22 protein-coding genes and 1 tRNA gene are annotated in these 25,033 nt (G+C 29.7%); 3 read left to right on the forward strand and 20 right to left on the reverse strand.

What is annotated here, in order from left to right; genetic code table 4:
* Positions 1-5: 5 nt before the first annotated feature.
* The 11 genes from H3143_RS02140 to H3143_RS02190 all read right to left on the reverse strand — a co-directional run bounded on the left by H3143_RS02140 (position 6) and on the right by H3143_RS02190 (position 11,615).
* Complete coding sequence (locus tag H3143_RS02140; RefSeq protein ID WP_182078573.1) at positions 6-422, reverse strand: hypothetical protein; 417 nt, start codon at positions 420-422, stop codon at positions 6-8.
* Positions 412-864: a hypothetical protein gene (locus tag H3143_RS02145; RefSeq protein ID WP_182078574.1), complete on the reverse strand. Its 453-nt coding sequence runs from the start codon at positions 862-864 to the stop codon at positions 412-414. The genes H3143_RS02140 and H3143_RS02145 overlap by 11 nt, the downstream gene beginning before the upstream one ends.
* Complete coding sequence (locus H3143_RS02150) at positions 834-2,324, reverse strand: C1 family peptidase (protein WP_182078575.1); 1,491 nt, start codon at positions 2,322-2,324, stop codon at positions 834-836. The genes H3143_RS02145 and H3143_RS02150 overlap by 31 nt, the downstream gene beginning before the upstream one ends.
* A 2-nt stretch (positions 2,325-2,326) precedes the next feature.
* The gene (locus H3143_RS02155) at positions 2,327-3,982 is read right to left on the reverse strand and encodes a C1 family peptidase (protein WP_182078576.1); all 1,656 of its coding nucleotides are present in this window, start codon (positions 3,980-3,982) and stop codon (positions 2,327-2,329) included.
* A gap of 7 nt (positions 3,983-3,989) precedes the next feature.
* Positions 3,990-4,421 (reverse strand): SsrA-binding protein, encoded by a 432-nt coding sequence (gene smpB / locus H3143_RS02160; protein WP_182078577.1) that lies wholly within the window; start codon positions 4,419-4,421, stop codon positions 3,990-3,992.
* Positions 4,421-5,149 (reverse strand): hypothetical protein, encoded by a 729-nt coding sequence (locus H3143_RS02165; protein ID WP_182078578.1) that lies wholly within the window; start codon positions 5,147-5,149, stop codon positions 4,421-4,423. Before H3143_RS02165 ends, smpB begins: the two co-directional genes overlap by 1 nt.
* A 5-nt stretch (positions 5,150-5,154) precedes the next feature.
* Complete coding sequence (locus H3143_RS02170; protein WP_182078579.1) at positions 5,155-6,216, reverse strand: aminopeptidase P family protein; 1,062 nt, start codon at positions 6,214-6,216, stop codon at positions 5,155-5,157.
* Positions 6,216-6,377: a 50S ribosomal protein L33 gene (gene rpmG, locus H3143_RS02175; protein ID WP_182078580.1), complete on the reverse strand. Its 162-nt coding sequence runs from the start codon at positions 6,375-6,377 to the stop codon at positions 6,216-6,218. Before rpmG ends, H3143_RS02170 begins: the two co-directional genes overlap by 1 nt.
* 1,585 nt (positions 6,378-7,962) lie before the next feature.
* Entirely contained in the window at positions 7,963-9,771 is a 1,809-nt protein-coding gene (locus tag H3143_RS02180) for an MIP family Ig-specific serine endopeptidase (RefSeq protein ID WP_182078581.1), read from the reverse strand.
* A 319-nt stretch (positions 9,772-10,090) separates the two neighbouring features.
* A tRNA-Arg gene (locus tag H3143_RS02185) sits at positions 10,091-10,167 on the reverse strand.
* Positions 10,168-10,214: 47 nt separating this feature from the next.
* Positions 10,215-11,615 (reverse strand): arginine deiminase family protein, encoded by a 1,401-nt coding sequence (locus H3143_RS02190; RefSeq protein WP_182078582.1) that lies wholly within the window; start codon positions 11,613-11,615, stop codon positions 10,215-10,217.
* A 73-nt stretch (positions 11,616-11,688) separates the two neighbouring features.
* Between H3143_RS02190 and udk the strand changes: the two genes are divergently transcribed.
* Together udk and H3143_RS02200 are read left to right on the forward strand one after the other, a co-directional pair.
* Positions 11,689-12,333 (forward strand): uridine kinase, encoded by a 645-nt coding sequence (udk, locus tag H3143_RS02195; RefSeq protein ID WP_182078583.1) that lies wholly within the window; start codon positions 11,689-11,691, stop codon positions 12,331-12,333.
* Entirely contained in the window at positions 12,323-12,607 is a 285-nt protein-coding gene (locus tag H3143_RS02200; protein ID WP_182078584.1) for a hypothetical protein, read from the forward strand. Before udk ends, H3143_RS02200 begins: the two co-directional genes overlap by 11 nt.
* A gap of 2 nt (positions 12,608-12,609) precedes the next feature.
* Here H3143_RS02200 and obgE read toward each other — a convergent pair whose 3' ends face one another.
* The 4 genes from obgE to H3143_RS02220 all read right to left on the reverse strand — a co-directional run bounded on the left by obgE (position 12,610) and on the right by H3143_RS02220 (position 16,256).
* On the reverse strand, positions 12,610-13,914 hold the full coding sequence (obgE, locus tag H3143_RS02205; protein ID WP_182078585.1) for a GTPase ObgE: 1,305 nt from the start codon (positions 13,912-13,914) through the stop codon (positions 12,610-12,612).
* 5 nt (positions 13,915-13,919) lie between these two features.
* Positions 13,920-14,522: an MPN565 family protein gene (locus H3143_RS02210; RefSeq protein ID WP_182078586.1), complete on the reverse strand. Its 603-nt coding sequence runs from the start codon at positions 14,520-14,522 to the stop codon at positions 13,920-13,922.
* A gap of 110 nt (positions 14,523-14,632) precedes the next feature.
* Positions 14,633-14,905 (reverse strand): hypothetical protein, encoded by a 273-nt coding sequence (locus H3143_RS02215; protein ID WP_182078587.1) that lies wholly within the window; start codon positions 14,903-14,905, stop codon positions 14,633-14,635.
* A 25-nt stretch (positions 14,906-14,930) separates the two neighbouring features.
* Positions 14,931-16,256 carry a leucyl aminopeptidase gene (locus tag H3143_RS02220; RefSeq protein ID WP_182078588.1) on the reverse strand — a complete coding sequence of 442 codons (1,326 nt, stop codon included), beginning with the start codon at positions 16,254-16,256 and terminating at the stop codon, positions 14,931-14,933.
* A 148-nt stretch (positions 16,257-16,404) separates the two neighbouring features.
* Between H3143_RS02220 and H3143_RS02225 the strand changes: the two genes are divergently transcribed.
* Positions 16,405-17,520: an SLAC1 family transporter gene (locus H3143_RS02225; RefSeq protein WP_182078589.1), complete on the forward strand. Its 1,116-nt coding sequence runs from the start codon at positions 16,405-16,407 to the stop codon at positions 17,518-17,520.
* Between the two features lie 203 nt (positions 17,521-17,723).
* On the opposite strand, the gene H3143_RS02230 is transcribed toward H3143_RS02225, so the two are convergent.
* From H3143_RS02230 to H3143_RS02250, 5 genes are all read right to left on the reverse strand, one after another.
* On the reverse strand, positions 17,724-19,544 hold the full coding sequence (locus tag H3143_RS02230; RefSeq protein ID WP_182078590.1) for a hypothetical protein: 1,821 nt from the start codon (positions 19,542-19,544) through the stop codon (positions 17,724-17,726).
* A 755-nt stretch (positions 19,545-20,299) separates the two neighbouring features.
* Positions 20,300-21,514: an AlbA family DNA-binding domain-containing protein gene (locus H3143_RS02235; protein ID WP_182078591.1), complete on the reverse strand. Its 1,215-nt coding sequence runs from the start codon at positions 21,512-21,514 to the stop codon at positions 20,300-20,302.
* A 103-nt stretch (positions 21,515-21,617) separates the two neighbouring features.
* Positions 21,618-21,875 carry a restriction endonuclease subunit S gene (locus tag H3143_RS02240; protein ID WP_182078592.1) on the reverse strand — a complete coding sequence of 86 codons (258 nt, stop codon included), beginning with the start codon at positions 21,873-21,875 and terminating at the stop codon, positions 21,618-21,620.
* A 343-nt stretch (positions 21,876-22,218) separates the two neighbouring features.
* Positions 22,219-23,412, reverse strand: a complete 1,194-nt coding sequence (locus H3143_RS02245; RefSeq protein WP_182078593.1) for a restriction endonuclease subunit S — start codon at positions 23,410-23,412, stop codon at positions 22,219-22,221.
* A gap of 2 nt (positions 23,413-23,414) precedes the next feature.
* Positions 23,415-25,028 (reverse strand): type I restriction-modification system subunit M, encoded by a 1,614-nt coding sequence (locus H3143_RS02250; RefSeq protein ID WP_182078594.1) that lies wholly within the window; start codon positions 25,026-25,028, stop codon positions 23,415-23,417.
* Between the last annotated feature and the right edge of the window lie 5 nt (positions 25,029-25,033).

Raw genomic sequence — 25,033 nt, forward strand, 5'->3', positions numbered from 1 at the left:
GTTGATTAAGATAAGTTCTTCTTATCTTTAGGTGCTGAGATTGGTTTGTCTTCTTCTTTTTTATCATCATCAGAATCAGCATCATAATCATGGTTGAAGATTGCATCACCATACATCGCTTGGAGTTTTTCCATAAACTCTGCCATTTTTCTCACATCATCTGATGCTCTGGGATCGTTGACAATATCTTCTTGGATCTTTTCAACGATGCCTTCAAAACCGTTGTTGGCAAAATTGTTTAGATCAAAGTTTTCAGCGCCAACTAGGTTTTTGGTGTAGTTTAATAGATCATTATAAGCAGCCATCTGATCAAAACCAAGTGCTAATAATAGTTGAGATTCAGTAATATCGTCTGAAACGTTTAGACGTTCTTTCAACTCTTCTTTAGTCATCTTTAGTTTTTCAGCTAGTTTATTTAACATCTTGATTGATACTACTTTCTTGAATTTCTTTAATTAAAGCTTTAGCAATAATTAATTGTTTAGTATGATATTTAGTTATTTTAAAAAAATAATTATGTTTTTTCAAGAATAAATTCGTCTTATAAGATAGATCTTGAAAATTATTGCGTTGCTTGATGTGCAAGAAAAACCCGATCATACCAAACCCAATAATAATGACGAATGAAATTAAGAATAACCTTGAAGCTGTGGCTTGGGTTGAGTTTTGAACTTGGTTATTAGGATCCATGATAATCGTACGATTAACATTATTTGGATCAGATAGGCTTAGATAGATTCCCACCCCAAAAACAATGATCCCAATAATAAATCCAATCAATATCAAGATCATTGGTTGTTTTTTATTTTTTAAACAAGTGTCAATCTCGTCGATTATTTGGCTAGGGTTCCAATTGGATCTCATGGTTCTAGTAATCTTACAGGTTTGTCAAACTCTTTAGTTAGTTTTAATTGTTCAATTAACTGGTTAAATAATTGTTGATTGATAGCAACTTGGTATGTATATTTCTTGAAATAAGAATCAGAGATTACAAAATACCCAGCATGACCAATATCTTGACCTCAAGAGTTTTCAATCTTTCACTTATTAACAGTTAACTTATCCATTTCTTCAACTAGATATTGGTAAGCTTGTTTATTCTTGTTAGCTTTAACTAATGCGTTGAATTCAGCATCGATCTTATTGAACTTATCTAAATCTAAATCAACCCCAGTAATTAACATTGCATGGTTGATTGATGATAATCAATAATCTAATTGTTCAGATTTAGATAATGAAAGATCGACATTAAATAATGTTTCATAATCAAATGATTGGTCATCCCAGAAGGTTTTAGCATCATTTAAGTAGATGTTTTTAACTTCACAACCAAATCATACAGGTTGAGAGTTAACTAATTGTTTAATTGTTAAATAACTAAATAATGCTTGTTCAACATTGTAGTGTAAGATCTCATCTGATTCAATTACGTTGTTTAGATATTTAACACTGAAAGTTTGGTTAAATGGTTTGTTTTCTGCTGGTGCATTGATTACAGAAATGAAACCTTGTTTTTCAATTAAATGCTTAAAGTATTTGTTATAGAAGGTTAAAGGAGTGTAATTAGTTTCAACAACTTTTTTAGGTACGTAATTAAAGTGTGATTCAGATTTATCAGCACTGTCTTTTTTAATTACTTTAGTGTAACTAAAGTTGAATTTAGATGGTAATTCACCATAGATTGAACTTAATAAGTAAAACACTTCATCTAAACATTTAGTTTTAATCTTATTAAGTTCAGCTTCAGATTTATCCTTGTTTTCAATAATCTTGCTAGCTGCTTTATTTAGTTTTAAATTAATCAAGTAGTTAAGTCTTGTAGTTGAAGCGCTGTTAGCAAGATCAGGCATAACAGATTTGGGCACTAAACCATACTTCTTAATTAAGTTGGTTAGCATTGTTCATTGCCCACCATCAGCTACTCCATTTCTTAGAATAAATGATAGAGTACGATCACTTAGTTTTTTATCTCTTAATTCAGTTACTGTTTCTAAAAAATAATTTGCTTTTTCAAATTTATCTCAGAATGCAAGATAACTTTGAGATAACTCTAGATCATCAATATTTAATTCTTTACCTAAGTGATATCTTAATAAATTAACCCCAGCAAAGATCCAACATCTTCCAGTTTGGAACTGATTAGTTATTGGTTGAGCACTTAAATCTAGATTAAATGATAAAGAGTTCTTACTAAAGTTATAACCATTGTAAGATACACCCTTAACACCTGTAGTGTTTAAGATATTAGTTAGTTGTTTATTAAATTTTGAACGAGATAAGCTGTTAAGTTGTTTTAGTGAGTCTTTTAATTCTAATTTTGCCATTATTATTTAACTCCTTTCTTGTTAGCACCTAATGGGTCGTAACCATCGATTTTGATAGGTTTAGTATTTAAACCTTCTTTTAAGATCTCTTTAGTTTTTAGTTGTTTAACTAAATCAACTAGATCTTTATCAATGAATTTTGGATTAGCAAAGAATTCATCAGCAGCTTTTGTAGAGATTACTACATCAATTAGATAATCATCAAATCATGAATCATTCATGTAGTAGAACCCTTTGTTACCAACTTTATCACCTCATGAGTTTTCAATCTTTCATTTTTTGAAAACAAATGTTTGACTTAGATCAAGAACAAATTGATATTGATCAAGTTTTTTAGCGTTTTTATACTTCTTAACTAATTCTTTTTGTTTAGCTAAAGTTTTAGCTTCATCAAAATCTACACCACTTAATGTCATTGCGTGGTTAGATGAGATGAAATGACTTCTTACTTGTTGATTACGATCAATACTAAAGTCGATATTAAATAGACTTTCGTAATCAAACTGTTGATTATCAAATCCACCAGTTTTGTCATTACGGTAGTGACTTACATCACAAGCAAATCACATTGTTTGTTTAGCTACTAGATTAGCTAAAGCAAAGAATTTTAAAACGTTACGATCAATATTTAAGAAATCAAAATCACCAGCTTCAAAGATATTATTTGAATCTTTTAAACTATATTTTTGATTAATCTTGTAATCAGTAGTATTACCAATTGTTCATAGATCTAAGAAATCATATGCTTGATAATCAACGTATTTTTTCGCAAATTCAAGCGGAGTCATTTGCTTGATAAAACTGAATTCAGTTTTGATTTCTTTAAGATCTTGTTTTGCTTTTTCTTCGTCTTTTTGTTCTTGAGTTTTTTCTTCAGCTTTAGCTTTAGTTGATTTTTCTTCTTTGTTAGCTAACTCTTTATTTTTTTCTTCTTTATTTTCTTCGTCTTTTTTAGCATCAGCTACGTATTGTCAATCAAATTTTGATGGTACAGGACCATAAGCTAAAACAAGCATTTCCAACACTTTTTTAAGTGTTGATTCAACTACTTCTTTTTGTTTTTGAGGGGCTTTTTTATTAGCACGAATCTCTTTAGTTGCTTTAATTAATAAAACTTGTAATAGTTCATTAAGAATGAATGTATTATGACCAGAATAACTATCTGGCATTACTTCTTGAGGAACTAGACCGTATTTGATTACTAGATTGTCAAAAAACCCGTATCACCCACCGTCTTGACCAGCTGATTGTAATTCAGATTTAAGATCACGATCATCAAGATCAACATCGGCTCGTTCAATCATTCTATTTAAGAAAACATTAGCACGTTCATACTTGTCTCAAAAATCAACATAGGTTTGAGAAAAAGCAAAGTTAGATACTTTTAACTTATCAGCTGTTTGTCTTCTTAGTGGATTTAATCCAGCAAAGATTCAACATCTACCACTCATGTCTTGGTTGGTAATTGCTAATGAAGATTTGTGAGCATCTACTAAAAATTCAGTAATGTTTTTATCAGGATTAAAAACATTAGCAGCCATGACATTAATATCATTAGTTACTAATGCATTTCTTGTTAGTAAGTATTCACGTTTTTTTTGATAACTTAAGTTTTTCTTTAAGTATTTTTGAAAATCGATTTTGTTGTTTTTATTCATATTTTATTTAATACTTTCTTATCTTTTTATTGATTTCGCGCTCTTTCATCGTTTGTCTTTTATCAAATCGCTTCTTAGGTCTGGCAAGATAGATACTGACCTTGATCTTATTATTAACAAAATAGATCTGATAAGGAATGATTACAAGTGATTGTTGTTTTTTAATCAGATCGATCTTTAAGATCTCACTTTTATGTAAAAGTAGTTTTCTTGTTCTAGTTTCATTTAACACCTTAGAGGTGTCAAACTTATATTTGGGAATTAATAAATTAAGGATATATGCTTCGTTTTTACGAATAATGACATAACTGTCATCAAGCTTACCATGACTTAGTGCTAATGATTTAACTTCATTACCACTTAAGCTGATGCCAGCTTCATACTTATCAAGTAGTTCGTAGTTGTATTTTGCCTTTTTATTATTAACTAATAATCGCATTAATGCTTAGGTTGTTTATCCTTAATTAGTTTGGTATTAAGTTTGAAAAAACTATAAATACTAGCACAATTAAGAACAAAGAATAAAGTGATTAGTAAATAACCAAATAGATCGATTCCTAATTGATAAGTATTTGGTGAGATTTCTTTAGTAATCTTAAAAGCATAACCAAATGGTTGTGAGATCGTTACAGGTCTTGAGCTATCTGGAAACTGGGTAAAATCAGTTACTACCAATCCAAGGATAAATACAATCCCGCTAACCAGGATAAAAAAGCTATAACCAAAAGCTTTGTAATTAAAGATTGTTCGGGCTTTTTTATCTAAACTTAGATAATTTGAATCCTTGAAACTATAACCATAATAAAATAGCACAGTGACCATATTGATTAGAAAAAAGATAATACAACTAATCCCATATGATGTTAATTGCAACGAAGCACTCGTACGCATAAATGTACCAATTAATGGATCATTATTAGGTTGATAGATTCAAAATAGACCAATCATGTTTTGGCTATTTGAAACAAATTGTTTAGGATAAACTACTCCAATGAATATTAATAAAGATAGGATTAATAAGCTGATACTAAAAATAGCAGCGCTTATAAATCTTCAAAAGTCAACTTTAATAATTGTTAATAACTTTGAAGGTTTACGATTTTGTTCTAGCTCTTTTTTTAGTTCACTAATCTTATTATCAATATCTTCGTGTTGGAATTTAAACATCTTAATTAAAGTTTCATTCTTTCAATATCTTTAGATAACCAAATCGACTTATCTGCTTTCACTTGAATCATATCTTCGATTCTGATTCCACCAACATTAGGAATATAGATACCTGGTTCAATCGTTACGATTGAATCAACACCTAATTTGTCAGTATAAGAGCTTGCTACATTTGGCTTTTCGTGAATATCGATACCCACACCATGACCAGTCGAGTGAACAAATAGACCTTTGAATTCAGTTTGTTCAATAATGTTACGACAAACTGCATCAACTTCTTGTCCAGTCATATCAGCTTTAGCTGCTTTAATCCCAGCTTGGTTAGATTGATCAACCAATTTATAAGCATTAATTAGTCTTTGGTTTTTAGGTTTATTTAATACTCAAGTTCTGGTGATATCTGAACAAAAACCTTGGTAAATTGTTCCAAAATCAACTGTGATGAAGTCACCATCTTTAAACTTACGATTAGTTGGATGATGGTGTGGTCTAGCTCCATTTGGTCCAGATGCTACGATCGGATCAAATGAGTTTTTTTCTCCACCAGCTTCAATTAAAGCAAAGGTTACTAATTTAGCTAGTTGCATTTCGGTCATATCAACCTTCATCATACTAGTTAATTTGTTACCAACTTCTTTAGTAATATCGATAACTTTTTTAAGCTTCTTAACTTCAGAAGGAGTTTTGATCGATCTTAGACTTTGTGTATCGATTGGGGTTTGTTTTTCACTAATACGATCTAACATTGGTTGGTATTGATATGTTAGATAATCACCTTCAATTAGTAAATGTTTAATCTTTAATTTTTTAGCAACATCACTTAATACATTAGCTGCTAATAAAACAACTTCAGTGTGTTTAATTTCTTTACTTGCAGCTAAGTAATATCGAGAATCGATTACTAAAACTGATTTTGTACTAGTTACTAATAAAAAACCTGCTGTAGAACTAAACTCTGTAAACCACAGACGATTTTGATCAGACGTTAGTAAGATAGCATCAGCTTTGTGTTCTTTTAATGCTTTCTTAATAATGTCATGCTTAAATTCAAAATCTGCAGCTAACATTATTTACGTTTCACCTCTTTGTGAACTGTAGTTACTCTACATCTAGAACAATACTTGTTTAGACTTAGTTTTTCAGGGTTTTTCTTTGCGTTCTTTCTAGTGATGTAATTGATTTCCTTACAATCATCACATCCTAATCTGGTACCACGTTTTTGTGCCATAGTTATAAATTTCCTTAATTTAATTCTTATAATGTTTATAAAACATTAGTATATTTTAATTTTTTATAAAAAAAATTGCAAACAAAACGATAGCAGCAACTGGTATATACAGAAACCATGTCGTTTTATTTATATTTATTTTATTAAACTTATTTATCAGTAGAGATTTACTTCTGGCTAATTGTTTAGAAAATTCTTGAATCCCTAAAGTTTTGCATAGTTTATATAAAGTGTTTTGCGTCAATCATAAACAGTATGTAAATGAAGAGTAAGCACTTCTTATAATTCATTTATTCTTACAACTAGACACTTCAAACATTGACGCTTTAGTCTGAAATTATGGTTGTTCTGAAAACTTGAATTCATTCTTTCTTCATGGGCATCATAGTTTTAATCATTTGTTATTTTTACGCATTTTTACCGTATAATTTAAAAATTTTCAAAAATATATTTCATTTTTTTATTAACATTTATTTGAATATCTAAAGAGATAAATGCGAGCCAATTTATAACCCATCTTGCTCGTTTTAAACAATCTTATGGATCTAATAAAATGCGATGAGAATTAACAGAGGCGGTAGATCAAATAAATTAGATACACTAACAAATACATTCGAAATTCATAAATGCGGTTTTTACCGCTTATTTTTTCAAAAACGAGATCTTAGAATTTGTAATACAAAGTCTAAAATTCTATTTTTGTAATATCTAAAAACTGACGCAAAATCAAACGCAATTTCTTTATTGATCTTAAAACAAGATTAAACCATTTGTGGGTAGTTATCTTAATGAACTAACTTGCGCCAATCAAAGAAGATTGAGCAGTACATACGATAATGTGTTTTAAAAATTTACAAAATTTAACTAGGAAGGTTATTAAATAAACTTATAAAAAGGATTTATACAAAACATTACAACACATACGAATTCTCTCTGGACAGGCATTAATCTTAAAGCTGTTAAAAACATAATTAATGGCAGTGAGAGAGATTATAAAACGATGGTCATAAATCTAACTATGAAAAAACTAAATGTATTCTGGAAAATGTTCTAACAGAAGAACCAGGAAATCCGTTCTCAAGAACAATTATATTTCTCATTGCATAACTCAAATGTAGCGAAGAAAATTTTATTTGGGATTTTTACAGATCTTATTAAAGAAATTGGACCTTTTGCCAAAAATTATCGAAGAATTATCCTTGAAAATCTAAATTTTTCAAAGATTTTATCCTAGACAATGACGTAGAATATTTCAATAAAATTTAGCTATATGGAAAAGAGCGGGAATTAGATCAAAGTTATGAGAAGAAGGAGATGGTTCTAAGGAATAGTTTATAAAAACTGGAGTAGAAAAAAAGAATCAACGTTTTGTAATTCTTTGAATGGTAGTAACAGTGATCGTTAGTTTTATTACTGCAGAAACGTTGTATGTAACAAATAATAAGATATTTGAACGCGAGATTGGCAATTACGAGATAAGAAATAAATAGAAAAAAACTAACCAGTACACAAAATAAGTGTTTCTGGTTAGTTATTTATTTTAGATATAATGTGGAAAATGCAGGATTTTTTCTAAATAGTATTTTTAGACACCCTCAAAAAATAGTTTGGTTTTGATACCATTAACTCCGTAAATTTTACGAAGCATTTCTCTATAAGAACTAAGTTGTTTTGGATATTTACTTTTATCAGTTCCATCGATCAAATTATAAGGATAGACAGTTAAATTATTTACTGTAAACATTCTATTTTGAACAAAAGGAACATAAAGCACATTACTTGTTGTGGCGAATTTATCACCTATTAAAACTGATCCAGAACCTGAGTAACCAATGAATATTCCAATTGGAAGCCCTTGTCTATCAGTAACTAATGAACCACTCATACCACCAATAACTCTATTTAATGATAAAGTTTCAAATACAACACCATAAAATAGTGATTTAGGCATCTTATTAAATACAACAGTCCCTTCATCCCCAACTGGTTTATTGTTGTAATCATAATCAACTGTTATATATGGTCTATTTAAATCAAAATCATCATAACCAGGTTTATTTTCTCATCCTGGAGGTATATTAGTTATCGTTTCACTTTTTGTTTTACTAAATGGAAAACCTGCGTAATAAGTGTTAGTTGGTAACAGATAGGTTTTATTATTTAAATAATCATCGATAAAACTGTTTAATTCGTTAATTTTATTAATTGAATGTGGAATTGATTCATCTTTAGTTAAATAATCAAGGTGATAAGCTTCTAAAAAGTGTTTTCTTGCATAATCTAAAGTTTCATAACTAACTGAAGCATAAGGAAGTTTGTAATCAGTATTTCTGATTGAAAGATTTTTATTGGTTAATTTATCATAAACTTCATCAAAAGTTTTAATAGCTCCTTTGATATGCTCTGTTAAAAGTTTTCACTCGATATTTTCCTGCCTTAATAAGTAGTTTTGGACTCTTGAATCAGAATTAGGAGGCACAATAATGTCTTTTAAATCAAGATAGCTATTTATATTCACATCTCATTCAAGCACCGCAAAATCAGCATAATAGTTTTTGTTAGGTACATTTTTAGTATTTTCAGTAAAGTTTTGAGCTAAAAATATAACTTTTGGAACATCTTCAGGTTTAAGCGTTCTGTAAGCAAAATTATTCCTATAGTTGGTTTTTTCTTTCCATTCTTTAACACCTGCGTTGGTGCTATTTTGAACGTCAAAGCCGATTTTAAAGTCAGTTATAGGATTATCATATCTAGCAGGTTGCTTGTATTCTTCAAGCTCACCTTGTCGATAAATATCAACTGCAACGTGATAATTTGTCGCTAAAAATAACTTATATGAACTATCATTTACTTTTTGATAGTCTAACAATCAGGTTGTCCCTCCTGAAAATGAACCATCTTTATAATTTCATCTTAAAGCAAAAGAACGTGCTAAGTTTTGCTGAATATACGAAATATTGTCTTTTAAAAATGTTTCACTATTAAAACGTTCTTCATCATATTTCTTTAATTCAGGGTGGTTTTCATAGTATGTTAATGCTTCTTGCGTTGTTAAATTAGCATTATCAGTATTTGTTGTTTCTACCTTATTTATAGGTTTATTATTTGTTGTTTCTATCTTATTTATAGACTTATTGGTGATATTCGTATCTGATTCATTTTTATGATCTTTTGTTACGATTTTATCACCAGATGTATCTTGATTTGATGGCTTATCATCATTTGGTTTAGGATTTTGTGTTTGGCTCTTGTTTACAGGTGTTTTTGATGGTTCTACACCCATTTCGGGTTGTGGTTTATTTTCTTTTGCAGTATTGGTACATGAAGCAGCAACCAATAGAATTGGTTGACTAATAATTAAACCCGCAATTATGCTTAATTTCTTTCTATTCATGTCTAAATTTTAAATAATATTAATTTTTAAAACGGATTTATAGTAATCTTGGAAAAATGAAAAGAGCTTTTTGCTCTTAAATAAAGACGTAGATAGAGTGTAAAAACAAAAAAAGATTGATCTAAATAAACAAGATCAATCTTTATGATAATAAAAAACGGCTGATTACTCAGCCGCTAAAATTTAAAAAACGAATTTATTATATGAAATTTTATGATGACAATTACGATAAGAACTGTAATTGCAATAACCACAAATAAAAAAGGAGGAGTTAAATAATATGAACTGTGGTTACAATAACTTATTATGAAATGTTTAATGGCGCGCCGAAAGGGATTCGAACCCCTGACAACAGGCTTAGAAGGCATGTGCTCTATCCAACTGAGCTACCGGCGCAAATAAGGTATTTTGATACCTGTAATATTATATATTATTTTTACGTTTTATTCACGAATTAACGGAATTACAAGGTTGTTAACCCCAGAGTTAGTTCGTGCTAATTCAGCTGATGGTAAATAATGAACTACTAAACCTTGTTGCAATAACAATTGGTTGGTAATCTTATTACGATCATAAACAATCACTTCAGTAGGTTTTACCATTAACACTTCTAGTGCTGAATTCTTTGCTTCACTAATGCCATTAAGTTCATCACCACCACCTGAAAGAATGAACTTAGGTCTTCTTTTAATAATCAATTCAATTAATGATTCAAAGCTAATCTCGATCTCTTTAAACTCTAATTTGTTTAAACCATCAATATCTTTTTGTTCTGAATCTAATAATTCAAAGAACACCATCTCACCAAGCGCTTTTTGGTGAACAATAAACTTATCATAATCAAGTGATGAGATCAATTGATTCATGCTAATAAATTGATCACTGTTTTTTCTTGCACATACAATAATTCTTAAGATCTTGTTCTTAGGATCATTGTATAAATTACGCGCAAAAGTTTCGATTCCCAAGATATTAGTGTGTTCAGACACACTAATCAATAAAGTATTTTTATTAATTAATAAGATATCATCACTTGATAAATAACACTTATCATTATTTCTTGAGAAATAAAGATTGACATTATTAAATCTAGAGTGGAACTTAACTAAGTATTCATAAAACAACGTGTGACGGTTAAAGTAATCATCATTGTGTTGGTAAATCACAACCCCATTACCAATCACACCAAAATATTTAGCTTGTAATAAGAAATCAGAAAGTGGCTGGATATAATAAGCGCTATCATCTAGCACTAAATCACTAAAACGATTAATAATTAATGAAGGTACTTCGTTTTTTCTTACTCCTGCTATCATTGCATTAATCATCTCTAGGTTACTATCAAAACTTCTAAAGTAATTAAATAGGGTATTGAATGCTGATAAACTAGTTACATTAGCTTCAAGAATAAAACGTTGGATGAATTCTTCTTTTAGTTGATCATCTAATGAATCAAGTGCTGAAGCTAACATTAAATTTAAGTATTGCACCTTAACATCATTTTTTTGTAAAATCGCACTTAAGATATCATGCTCTCTTTGAATTCGTTCTAAGTGCTTTGCACTACTAAAAGTAGTATTATTTTTCTTGATGATTCGTTCTACTTCAATCCCTGGACGATAGATAATTACTTCTTTCAATTTTGAAGAATTATTATAAACATTAAAGTTTAGGGATGTTTTTTCTTTAAGTCTACTATCACGATCATCTAAAGTGGTTAATTGGTTGTCAACTTTAACAATAGGTTGATTATCTTCTTTTGTAGAAGATAATTTAGTATCTTCTACTTTTTTCTTAGATACTTTAACTGATCGTTTTGTCGTTTTTTTCTTTTTAGCTGCCACTTTTAATCTTAATTATATAAATAACTTCATTATTATATTATTATTAAAAATAAATAATAATACTTGTTATCAAATGAAAAACATACAGCCCATGATCATTGCAATCGCTGGTGGAAGTGGTTCTGGTAAAACAACAATCACCCAATCAATCATTGCCAAGATTAAAAGTGATACGAACCTAAAAGTAGCTACTGTATGTTTAGATAATTATTACCAACCGTTTAGTGAACTAACTCTTGAACAAAGAAAAAAGCTAAACTATGATGATCCTAATAGTTTTGACTTTGATCAGATCTATCACGATCTATTAAGTTTAAGTAATCATAAATCAATCAAGATGCCAATCTATGATTATAAGAATTACACTAGATCAGATTCATTTATTGAAGTAGTTCCATCTGATGTGATTTTATATGAAGGGATCTTATCATTATATGATCCAAGGATTCTAGAATTATCTAAATTTAAGTTGTATATTGATACTCCTTCAGATGAGCGGTTAGCTAGAAGAATTGAGCGTGATTGTTTAGAACGTGCTAGAGATATCAAGCAAGTGCTAAACCAATGACGTAATCAAGTAAGAGTAATGCATAGAAAATACGTGCAAAAACAAAAAGAAGATGCCAATCTTATCTTGCCTTGATATACACTAAATCACGAAGGTATGAGTATTATTCAAAATGCGATCATTAAGATCGCACAGGGCAATGAATTTTAAGCTTACTCATCATTCAAGAATTAGAGCAATGCAACGATTAGTTCTACAAGAAAAGAGTGAACTATTCATTGATTCTGAAATCAATGAGATCTTAAGAGATATCATCCCTTATTATGTGGATGCTAAGAATTTTGCTTATTATGAGATTCCACCAAAATTCTTAGTTGAACCGAATAAAAGAACATATGCAATTGTTGATTTAAACAATTGCACGATCACAAGTATTACACCAATCTCACCTAATAAGTTTATTAAGATTTATAGTATGAATTAAATCTATTCATCGATTAGATATTCGTAATCACAGATTACGATCACATCATTAGGCTTAGCACCCATCTTTTTAAGTTGGTCTTCGACACCTAATGATTTAATTTTTTGTCCTAATCTGGTGATGTTATCTAAAGTCGTTTGAGGAATCTTCTTAAATCAGTAAGTAAGTTTTTTAGATGAAACGATCCAGCGGTTATCCCCATCTTTAATTACATCTAAAGGATCATCGTCAATCGTTTTTTCACCATCGTAGTAATAAACTTTTTCAGCCACCATTGGGATTGAAAATGGATTGTCTTCAGTTGATACTGACAACGTTTTTTGATAAAGATCAAAAACGCGATCAACTAAATTATTTACATCTCCATTAATCGCTGAGATTGATCCAATATCAATATTCTTTTTAGCTAAATAAGCTCTTAGTTCATTGAAATTTTCACTAGCACCTTCAACGTCCATTTTATTTGCTACTACTAGCATCTTTTTATTAACTAATAATTGAGAATATTTCTTTAATTCGGTCATGATCTTTTCATAAGCATCAATCACATCATCATGATCAAGTGGATTCATTGAGATTAAATGAATCAACACTTCACAACGTTCAACGTGACGTAAGAAATCATGACCTAGTCCATAACCTTCACTGGCGTTTTCAATTAGTCCAGGAATATCAGCAAACACTAAGCGTTTGTCATTATTTTCAACAATTCCTAATATTGGTACTAATGTCGTAAATTGATAATTAGCAATCTTTGGTTTAGCATTAGACAACTTTGAAATCAATGTAGATTTACCAGCATTGGGATAACCAACAATTCCAACATTTGCCAAATACTTCAACTCTAATCTAACGGTTTTTTCTTCACCTTCATCACCTAACTCATATAAGTTAGGTGCACGTAGAGTTGAAGATTTAAAAGCAGCATTACCTCGTCCACCCTTACCACCGTGACAGATAATATATTCTTGCTTATCACGAATTAAATCAACGATTACTTCGTTAGTTTCTTCATCATAAACAGTAGTTCCAATCGGAACCTTAACATACTTATCATTACCATTCTGACCAGATGATAGATCAGGTTTACCATTATCCCCATTACTAGCTCGAATAATCTTAGAATACTTCAAACTTAATAAGGTTGACTGGTTGTGATCAGCGACCAGGATAATATTACCACCCTTACCACCACTTCCACCAGCAGGTCCACCCTTATCATAGTGTGCTTCTCTTCTTCAGGCAATGATCCCATCACCACCATTACCAGCAATTAGTTTAATTTGACATCGATCGATAAATTGCATATTTATTATTTATTCTTATCAGAGATTGTAATCGTTTGAGCTTCAGGTTTTTTTAATTGTTTAATTTCTTGATTACGTTTTAATTTATTTTTATTTTCTTCAACTAGATCGTTTAAATAAACGTAATCATTTTTAAGATCTAATCTAACCATAAGTTTATTAATGATAAATACCAATAGAAAAAAACTAATACTAAAGACTAAGATCACTAACACGATTCTGCCAAAGATAACTAATCCTTGGTTGGCAAACTTAAATAGTCCAGATAAGATGATCGTGATTAGTGCAATACTAAAACTATAAGTTAATGGAATTAGATCATAAGCGGTTTGTTTAAATGCATATCTTATCAATAAGATAAATAAGAAGTACACCCCAAGTGGAGGGATGATGAATGCCAAGATCAAAGGATTAAAATTCTTTTCATTAATCATCTGATCTTGGGTAATGATCACCCCTTCACCCAACAACCAATTTAATTTTAAAAGATTAAACTCACCAAACAAAACCCAGATAATTACATAATAACCCACAACAAAAATTAGTAAGAACAACGTAATAATCAGTGGGTGAGTTTTCTTGTATAGCGAGCTTTTAAAATACTCCATAAAATACTTACTAATTATATAAAAATATCATTTTTAACTTTTAAGTTTGAGATAAAAAAATCAATCAACTACTAGCTGATTGATTCAAGATTAATTATTTTAGCGTTGTTTTAAGATGTTGTGGTTTTAGCTGCCATTACAGCAAAGACCGTACCAACAATACAACCAACACATAATAAGGTTAAAAAGATAATAATCAACACCTTAGTTCATTGGGGTAACTTATCAAGTTTAGAATTACTTTGGTATTCATAAACTTCGTTATGCTTATCGGTTTTTAATTCAAGATTTAATTGTTCTTGTTCTTGAATTAATTTGGTATGACTTTGTTTAACGTCTTCAAGATCAGGTTGACTAGTTGGTTCGTTATCTTCTTTTAACATCGCTTAGATAATATAAGAAATTAAATTACTTTTGGTTTTTAGCTTGTAAGTATAATGCACGAATCATTGGTGATAAACCAAGACCTAACTTATCAGATCCAGTTCCTGCAATATCACAGTGAATTAGATCAACACCTTCAGCAAATTCGTTTAAGAACATTGCAGCACGTGATGAACCAGCGTGTGGTGCGTTTGTTGAGTTAGCAATATCAGCTAATGGAGTTTTTAGCATTTCTAAATAATCGTTGTGCATTGGTAATCTTCATACTGCTTCACCAGCTGCAAAAGCATTAGTTTCAAATTCACTTCAGTACTTATCAGAAGTTGAGAACACCCCAGTGTAAGTTTTACCTAGAATGTAGCTCATTAATCCAGTTAATGTAGCTACATCAAAGATTCTTGTAGCTTTGATATCAAGTGCAGCGTATGAAATTGCATCAGCTAACACTAATCGACCTTCAGCATCAGTGTTGTCGATTTCAACAGTTTTCTTGTTGTAAGCAATTACGATATCATCTGGACGTTGAGCTTTTGGACCAATTAAGTTTTCTGTTAATGGTGCAAGTCCAACAACATTAGTTTTAACTTTGTTTTTAGCTAGTGCTAAAACTGTTGACATCACAATTGCTGCACCTGACATATCATATTTCATGTGTCTCATGTGAGGTCCAGTTTTTAAGTTCATCCCACCTGAATCATAAGTAATTCCCTTACCTACGTAAGCAAATTTTTCTTTAGATGATTTGTTGTTTAAGTATTCAACAACTAAGAATCTACATTCACGTTCAGAACCTTTATTAACACCATATAAAAGGTTTAGACCCATCTTCTTAATTTGGTCTTTGTTATATACAGATAACTTAACATTCTTAAGATCCTTGAATTCGTTTTTAAATAGATCTACGAATGTTTCTGGGTATAAAACATCTGAAGGAGTATCTTGTAATCTTCTAGATAATGTGATTGCTTCAGCCACATTTTTAGCAGCTTCATAAATCGGTCTGTGTTCTTTTGTAACCTTAATTAAGAAACTTGGTTTAGTTTCAGGTTTAGTTTTTCTTGTAAACGGAATCACACTAGCATATTCAATTGCACTAGCAACTAATAATGCTACAGTTTCTTTATCAGTATCAGTTGCTGTTAAAAAGCTATTGAAATCAACTTCAACTTTTTCTTTTTGAGCAGAAAACATTTCTACTAGTTTGTTATAAAACTTCACACCATCATAGTGTGACATGAATTCAAACAGTACACTGTGTCCTTCTGTTTTAAAAGTGTAGTCTTTTAATTTGTTATTAACCTTAGCTTGGATTAATAACATCTTCTTTGATTTTTTTGTAGTAGTTTCCATTTTTTATCTTTCTATGAAATAAATAATCAACGTTTAGTAACGTTTATTTAAATTAAAATATATTTATATTTTATTAAAAATTTTAACATTTAAAAAACGCAAGTTGACATAATGATAATTAATTTAAATAAAAATCAAGATTAATAAGATGTCAAGAAAACTGATTAGTAAAAAGTTCGAGCAAGTCCCACTTGGTCTAAGTGGATTAACACTGGGTACAATTGGACTTGGCTTTGGTTGAGAAGCTTTATTAACCCACTTTGAATTAGGTAGTTCAAACCCCCAAAATTATAAGATAGCAACCTTAGTGGTGCTATCTTTGTTGGTGTTGTTGTCGTTATTGTATGGAACAATAGTTGGGGTTAAATACCTAACCAATAAAAAGCAATTTGTTGGTTATTTAAGAACACCAAACCAATCTGGTTTGGTTTTTCCTTTTTTTATGGCCTTGGGGCTGTTTGGTAACTTCTTAGGTTATCTTAATGTTAATTATTTCCAAGCCAACTTCATCTTTAGTATAGTTGTTAATATCATTGTTGTATTTTCAACCCTATGTCATGTTTTGTGTTTAATCTTTTTTATTAATGTTGTGTTAGCAAAACATGACCTAGAAAAAGATGAAGTGTATACTTCATGAAATATTCCCTTAGTGGGTTTAGCAATCAGTTGTGCTTTTTATCCCAATCTAGGAATTAATAACCCTTACTATTTAGCTTATTATCAAATCCTTTGATTAATCTGTTCGTTCTTTTTTATCGGATCTTACTTCTTATTTGGTTATAAACAGTTGTTCAAAGGATTTGCTAATAAAAAGGATCTTGGATCGATGTCAATCATGGCATCACCACCCAACTTATTGTTGGTTGGTTTTTTACAAGTATTCAATCCAATCCTACACCAACGTGCATTACTAATTAACTTTTCAATTACTGGATTTAATATTGTTATTTATGCACTAATCTTCTTTTCAATGGTGGGATTATTTATCTTTTTCTTAACTGCTATTAAGTTATTAGTAATGCGCGACTTTAGTTTTTCTTGAGCTGCTTTTACTTTCTCAGGAGCAATTAATGTTAGATCGTTCTTAGATACAATAGCTCAAGATTCAATACCTAATAGTATGTATTACATCTTATTAGGTATTAGTTTTGGGTTAATAAGTATTGTTAGTTTAATCGTTAGTTTTTTAACGATTAAAACGTTCTTGAACTTTAACAAGTGATTTGAGTATGAAACTAAAGTTCATACTAGTGGGATGGTTTAGTAGTTAAATTAAAGAGATAAAACCAAGTCTTGAATGATATTCAAGCTTGGGTTTTTTTATTAGTTTTATGAGGTGATTTTTTGATTGAATTTAAAATGCAAATTTTAATCAAAATTCCAGTTCATCGACTTAACAATCATATAAGAAAAAAGCAGATCGAGCCATCTCCGATCTGTTTTATATTTCTAGGTAATCTTACCCACCTAAGAAGCTAGCGTAAAAGTGATGTTACCTAAATTAGGTGCACCTTGATCATCTAATCCAGTTACTGTTATCTTATTCAACCCTTTAATTAAAGTTAGTGTTCTAACACCGTTTTGAACAGTAGTTTCAGCTTTTGATGTATCAAAAGTTTTTAAAGTACTATCTGGATTAGTTGATCCAGTTGATAAGTTCATAACTTTAACAATACTTTCTGTTTGTGTATCACCAGTTGTCGCAGTTGTACTAAACAACAACCCTCGATTTCGTGGAGAATTATAAACACCTGAAATATGATAAGCACCAGCTCTTGGAGCATTTACATAGAACGTATACGTTCTAGTACTTGGACTAAATGTACGTAGAGCATTAGGTGAAGAAGTTGGTCCACCTGGATCACTTCCACCTAGATTACCTATTAAATAATAAGGATGATTTTGCTCTACACCGTCTAATGTTAATGGTTGATTATTAACATTGGCACTATATTCTCTTAATACCATCGCAGAACTACTAGCTAACCCATAAGCTTTAAGTACATCTACTGTAATCTGTCCAGGATTATTAAGTGATACCACATTACCAAAGATATCATTATAGATCTTATCTAATGTATTACTATCACGATCAGAAGCTGATGAGATATACATATTCCCAATGATTGGGAATGGTTCATTTCTAAATGAACGTATCGCTACTGTATTCATTCCATATCTTAGATTAGTTATTGGTAATCTAATGACATTAATACTATCCACACTTGGTGTGGGTACAATGATATGGTCTCTAAACTCATTACCAGTGTTTTCACGATGATTTAGTCTTCAATCAATAATGATCTTATTACTATTACGATTAATTGATTTATAAGGAAAGTATAGATAAGCTACTTGACTAGGTCCATAGTATTCAAAACTAAACTCATATCTAGTATCACTATTCTTATTTGGTCTTAAACTATAGATTCAACTAGTATTAGTTAATTGTTCTGAGTTATGAACAATTACACTACTATTAGTATTGGTATTATCATATGGATTTACTCAGATCTTTGGAGTAGCAAAATTATATGAGTAGTTATAGATATCAGAACTATAAGCGACGAAGCTATATTCAGTGGGAACCGAATCATTGTTAAGAAAATTTCCAAGGAAATTTTCTTTGTTTAGATCAAAACGTTTAAATGTTGCAAACTGATCAGCGTTTTGCATCTGATTAACTAAATTAGAGATCTGATTCGACATCCGATTAATATTATTAATCATTGCATAATCATTTGGATCGATTGCTTGTAAAGTGTTAGTGATAATCACTCTTGCTTGATTATAGATTGGTAAAGCATTAGTTCTTATAGCACTATATCTAGTTTCGTTTAATGATCTAACTAATAAACTTGCACTTTGTACTTGTCTTTTTAATTTGTTATAAGCACTAACTAAATCAGAGTGTTCTTTATCAAAGAAAGTTTTATCATTACTAGCTTTATTGATAGCGTCACGAAGTGTGACAATCGCTACTTGTAATTGTTCTTGATTTGAGATCTCATTATCACTAATGATCTTAGCTGCTTGATAAGCAGCGTTTAATTTACTACGGATATTCTTATAGTCTTCATACAGTTGAAGGGTTGTTGATTGACTATCGATTAGATTATCAAGTTGTCTTTTAGTTTGTTCAAGTGTATTAAGTTCAGGTTGTAGAGTAATCTTACTAACCGTTCTTTGCTCTACAAATTTTTGTAGAGCTGTACAACTTGACAGTGTTAGCCCTAGAATAGAACTAACACCTAGAAAACTAATAACTTTTAATCAATTCTTTTTCATTGTTTTTACTTCATTACAATATCCGTATTACAGGTTTTTTATCAAACAATTTAAATTAATATTTCAAACTAATACTAATTAATCTTTTTTAGATTAATTATAACACCATAGAAATCATATGTTTTATTCGATAAAAAGCTTGGTTTAATCAAGGAAATAGTAGGGTTTATGAGTAAAAACAATTAGACCAGAATTGAGTGTTAATTATGGTCTAATTTTGAGGGTGTCGCTGAATAAAATAATTCAGAAATTACGTGACATTTTAGTTAAGAATTAACCATAAGTTTCGAAATATGAAGCAACGTCGTAAAAACTTGCAGAGTTAGTTAAAATCTTTTTTAAAGTGTTAGCAAAATTTGCAAAATAAGTGTTATTGAATTTACATCTTTAGTATTAGATGAATAATATTTATTTCGCTTCGAAGAAGTTAAACAAGTTGTGCAATTAATTTTAGATAATACATGTCACTAATATCTTATTAATAACACGTTGCAGACAAGCTATTTTATAAATCATGTTTATGTATAGATATTTATTTAAAAATTTAAGTTAATCATCATCACTTAGATTTAAGTTCTTATTTTTGTTTCTTTATCCTTTTTACTGTGTATTAAGTGATTCTAAAGTTTTTTCTAGTAATTAAATTTAATAAAAAGCAGTTCTATAGTGGTCTGTTTTTTCAGTTTTATAGTATTACCATTTGCATTTTTGTAGCTTTTTTTGAGTAAATAACAGTTTATGAATACAAATCTGTGTTATTTATTTTCAAAATTAAACATCTCTTTTATAGGGTTGTTGTCATCGTCATAAAAATACGATTTGCTTAAACCACAAGCATGAGCTAATGTAGTTAATATGGGGTACATCGCCTTTTCAAATTCATCATTTGGACCGTATTTAACAAGCGGAGTTCTTACTATGTTATGTATGAACGGCTTAGAATATTCTGGCCATCAATTTATTCTTACTGTTTTCCCTTTAACATTTAGTAAGGTAACAGTAATATAGTAATTGCCATACACTTTCAATTCCTCTAAAGTTTCGAGATAATTATGAATCTGTTGTACTAGACCCTTCTCAAGTACATTTCATTCGTAAATTACATACTTATCATTATCATTCTCATAATAATTCAATAACCGTGCTTCGGTTACTTCAATTCTTCCGTTAGTAAATACTTGAATGTAAGACATGTAATTACGATCTGAATCGTACCCAAGGATTTTAAGTATTCCATCAGCATTATATAACTGACTAGTATATTTATTAGGAGGAAATAATACACCAAAATTTTCCCTTTTTTCTAAGAGTTTTAAATCCAAAAAATTTGATCGATTTAACGATCATTCAGGGATTATATGCAACACCAGAGAACTATCCGTAATAAACGTTTCATCGGGATAACCATTAAGTATTAAAGATAGTCGATCATTTATAAATCTGGTTATAGCTTCTTGTTTGAATTCAAACTGATGAAACGTACTTTTGAGATCGTTGTATCTCATTGGATTAGTAACGTTACCATTTCTTATATAGAATTCGTCTTTTGTTCCATTATAGATTGCGTGCGGTTTTAAAACACTATCTGGAACGGTTATAACAATACAGTTTTTATCTTGTTCTATCTCGACTAGTTCAATTTCAATACCATAGATATTAGGATTTGTAGAAGTAGTGATTTTATTCCTTAAGGATTGTTCTCATTCTTCAAAATTAGTTTTGTTAACTCCTGTATCTATTATTTCAGCAGGGTTATGATTATTGTCTTCTCTTATACCAATGATTATTCTTCCCCCACTTGCATTTGAAAACGAACTAATTATCTTAATCAAATCATTGATAGCAGACGATCCTATATCATTTAGCTTTCCTCTTTCAAAAAAGTAAGATTTGTATTCTAATACATTTGATTCTTTGATTTTGTCACTTATTATATTTTGAATAAATTCAGCAGTGATATTGCTACTCACGGAATACCCCTTTAGTTTTTAATTACATACGAGTTTTAATTTTAAAAGAGTAAGTTTACTTTCGGTTTATTTAAATAATTTCTACATTAATACATCTAATGATTTATTTTTCTGTTCTATGATCTTTGTTAGCATTTAAATAATTAAAGATTTGATCTCTGTAGTATTCGTATTGGTTATTTCTTAGCTCAATTTCTTTCGGAAGTCCAGTATTTAACTTTGAACAAGCTTGTTCAAAGTTGTCTAGAATATCGACTATTTTATTTTGGATAGAAAGTGAAGGTAACAATAAATTTACATTTGCAGTTTCTCGAATTCAATGTCTTTTGTGTTCAGTAGCTTGATTAATGTTAACCTGCATCCAATGATATATAAACTTTAAGTTTACAGCTCTTACATCAATTGGTTTTAAAATTTTTATTGCTGATGACTTAACTTTAAAATTGAAATCAACCCACTTATTATCACAAGTAAAATCATCAAAGATGATTACAGGATTTTCTACACTAGCATTAAAAATCCCTTTAGTTTGATCTGTATTACCTAATATGAAACTTTTTCCAGCGGTTAAAACAGGCGTTTTATAGTCATTGTTATAAACAGGATTATTTCCTACTAAGTACTTAGTAGGTTGTTCGTAGCCGATTACATCTGATAAAGATATTGAGATTGAACCAAATAGATATTGAATAACGATTAAGAGATTATCTCTCTCTCTCGAATTCGCCAGTAGTTAAGTAACTAAAGATTTGTTCTCTATAGTATTCGTACTGTTGGTTTCTTAATTCAATTTCTTTGGGTAGACCAATGTTTAACTTTGAACAAGTTTGTTCAAAATTATCCAAGAAATCGATTATTCTATTTTGAATACTGATCGATGGGATTGGAATATCAATATTTAATATTTCAGACATATTAGGGTGCTTAATCCCTGAACCTTTAAAAGAATTTTCAATGAGATCAATATTATTAATTAAGAAATAATATAAAAACTTAGTTTTTATAATATTTGAATCTAAACTAGTTCCTAATAAATTACCTGCATCAATGAATTTACCGTTATGGTATTTAATCTTAGCTGAACCACCTGAAGGTATAGCTATGACTTCTCCCTGAAAAATTAATTTTTCATTGTTTTCTTCATAAGTATATAGTTCTACGATACCTGTTGTTAATATTCGTATGTCACCATCTTCTTTAGCAATTTCATTTGCTTTTTTTCTTAAGATGCTTGAAATATTTAACGTTTTAGAGTTGTTACAATTTTCAAATTTTTTATTTCAAGTAGTAACTTCAATTAATTTTTTAATTGTTATTTTTGGATTATTCTCAAAATTAAGTAGCTTATCTCTATAATATTCATACTGATCTGAACGCATATTAAGCTCTGCTGTAAGCTCTGCTGTAAGCTCTGCTGTAAGCTCTGTGAATGAATCAAGAATCTTCACAATCTCTTCTTGTATTTTTAATGGTGGAACAGGAATTTCTAAATTCAAAATAGTTTTTTTATCTAACGCAGGAATTCCAGAACCATACTTAAGATTCATGATGTATTCTTGTTTACTTTTTAAAAAGTAATATAAGTACCGATCATAAATCGAAACATTAGTCAAAACAAAACAATGAGCTCCAGCAAAGAATGGTACATCCATTCATTGAATATAACCTGCACTGGCTCCACCTTGACTAATTGTAATGTGGTTTTTATCAAAATTAAAACCTTCGTTTATATATCCAGAAGGATTAATACCACCATTGATAACTGGAATGCATCCTTCTTTAAATAAACTTTCTCGATTTAGTTGTTTGCCCTTTTTAACAGCACATATCTCACCCAATTTTTTAGTTTCAACCCCATGTGGACAAAGTTCATTAATTAATTTTTGAATTTTATTCATTATTATTCGTTTTCCAGTTCGTCAACAATTTGATCGATTTTAGTTCTTAATTCATTTACTCTTAAAGTAGTTTCTTTGATCTGTTTGTTTAGCTCGACAATATTAATTATTTTTTTAGTAGATTTCTTTTCAACATACTTATTGACTGATAAATTCCAATCTCTAGTTTTAGTTTCAATTTCTTGTTTTGAAACTAATTTAGAAAAATATTCAATTTCTTTTCTATTAATAATTACATCTAAGATTTGTTCTTGATGTTCTTTAGTTAATTTATTTTTAGCATCAATTCTTATGAATAATTTTGAAGCGTCAACGAACAATACTTTATCATCTTTACGGTTTTTTCTTAATACTATGATACAAGTATCTGTTTTGGTACTAAAAAATAAATCTTTGGGTAATTGGATAATAGTATCAATGTAATTATTCTCTACAAAATATTTTCTTATTTTAACTTCTACATCAGGACGGGATAAAGCACCAGGAAAATTAACGACTGCAGCAGTACCAGTTTCAGCTAAATAAGAAAGAATATGCATAGTAAAAGCTCAATCTGCATATCCTTTAGGAGCTAAAACACCAGCTGGAGTAAATCTAGGATCGTTAGCCAAAGTCGGATTATCTTCACCTTCTCAAGGTTCTGAAAAAGGAGGATTAGCCACGATCGCATCATATTTACCTTTGTATTGATCTATTACTGGATCAGGATCCTTTAAAGTATCACCTGAAGCTATTCTAAAATTATCATATGGAATATCGTGCAAGAACATATTCATTCTTGCAAGGTTGAATGTAGATATATTAAGTTCTTGACCATAAAATCTAACCTTAACTTCACCTTCTTCTTTAGGCAAAATTTTGGCAAACTTTAATAATAACGATCCACTGCCACAAGTCGGGTCATAAACTCTATCTACTCTTTGTTTATATATATGATTTTCACTTAAATTATTAAAATCAATTAAGGTAATTTTTGCCAAAAGTTCACTGACTTCTTGGGGAGTAAAAAATTCTCCATCACTTTGAGCGGCATTTTTAGCATACATAGTCATTAAGTATTCATATGCATCACCAAAAGCATCGATACTATTATCCCAATAATTACCAAAGTCAATTTCAGAGATTTTAATTAATGCGTTTGATATGTTCTTACTTTTGTCATCTGGTGTTTTCCCTCATCTATTGTCATTGAAATTTAAGTTGTCGAACAAACCCCTAAAATCTTCTTCTGAGTCCAATCCTTTGGTTGATATTTCGATGTCTTCAAAAATTTTTTTTAAGTCGATATTTAAATTTTTATTAGTTGAAGAGTTTTTAGCAACATTACAAAACAAATTATTAGGACTAATGTAATATCCAACATTTTCTCTTGCATTTTCAAATAATTCTTTTGGTAATTGTGATTCGTCAGAAGTAGAAAAATCAAACTCTTCGTTTCATTTTTTCATATTAGCATTGATTTTTCTAGTTATGTTTTCTGAAAGAAATCTATAGAATAAGAATCCTAAAATATAATTTCTTAAAATCGGAACTTCAAATCTACATCTAACGGCATTAGCGATAGCTCATATTTTTTGAAGCAAACTTTTACGCTCTAATTCTTTTTTGTTTTCCACGAATA

Source organism: Mycoplasma tullyi (genome assembly GCF_014068355.1).
Classification (GTDB): Bacteria; Bacillota_I; Bacilli_A; order Mycoplasmatales; family Mycoplasmoidaceae; genus Mycoplasmoides; species Mycoplasmoides tullyi.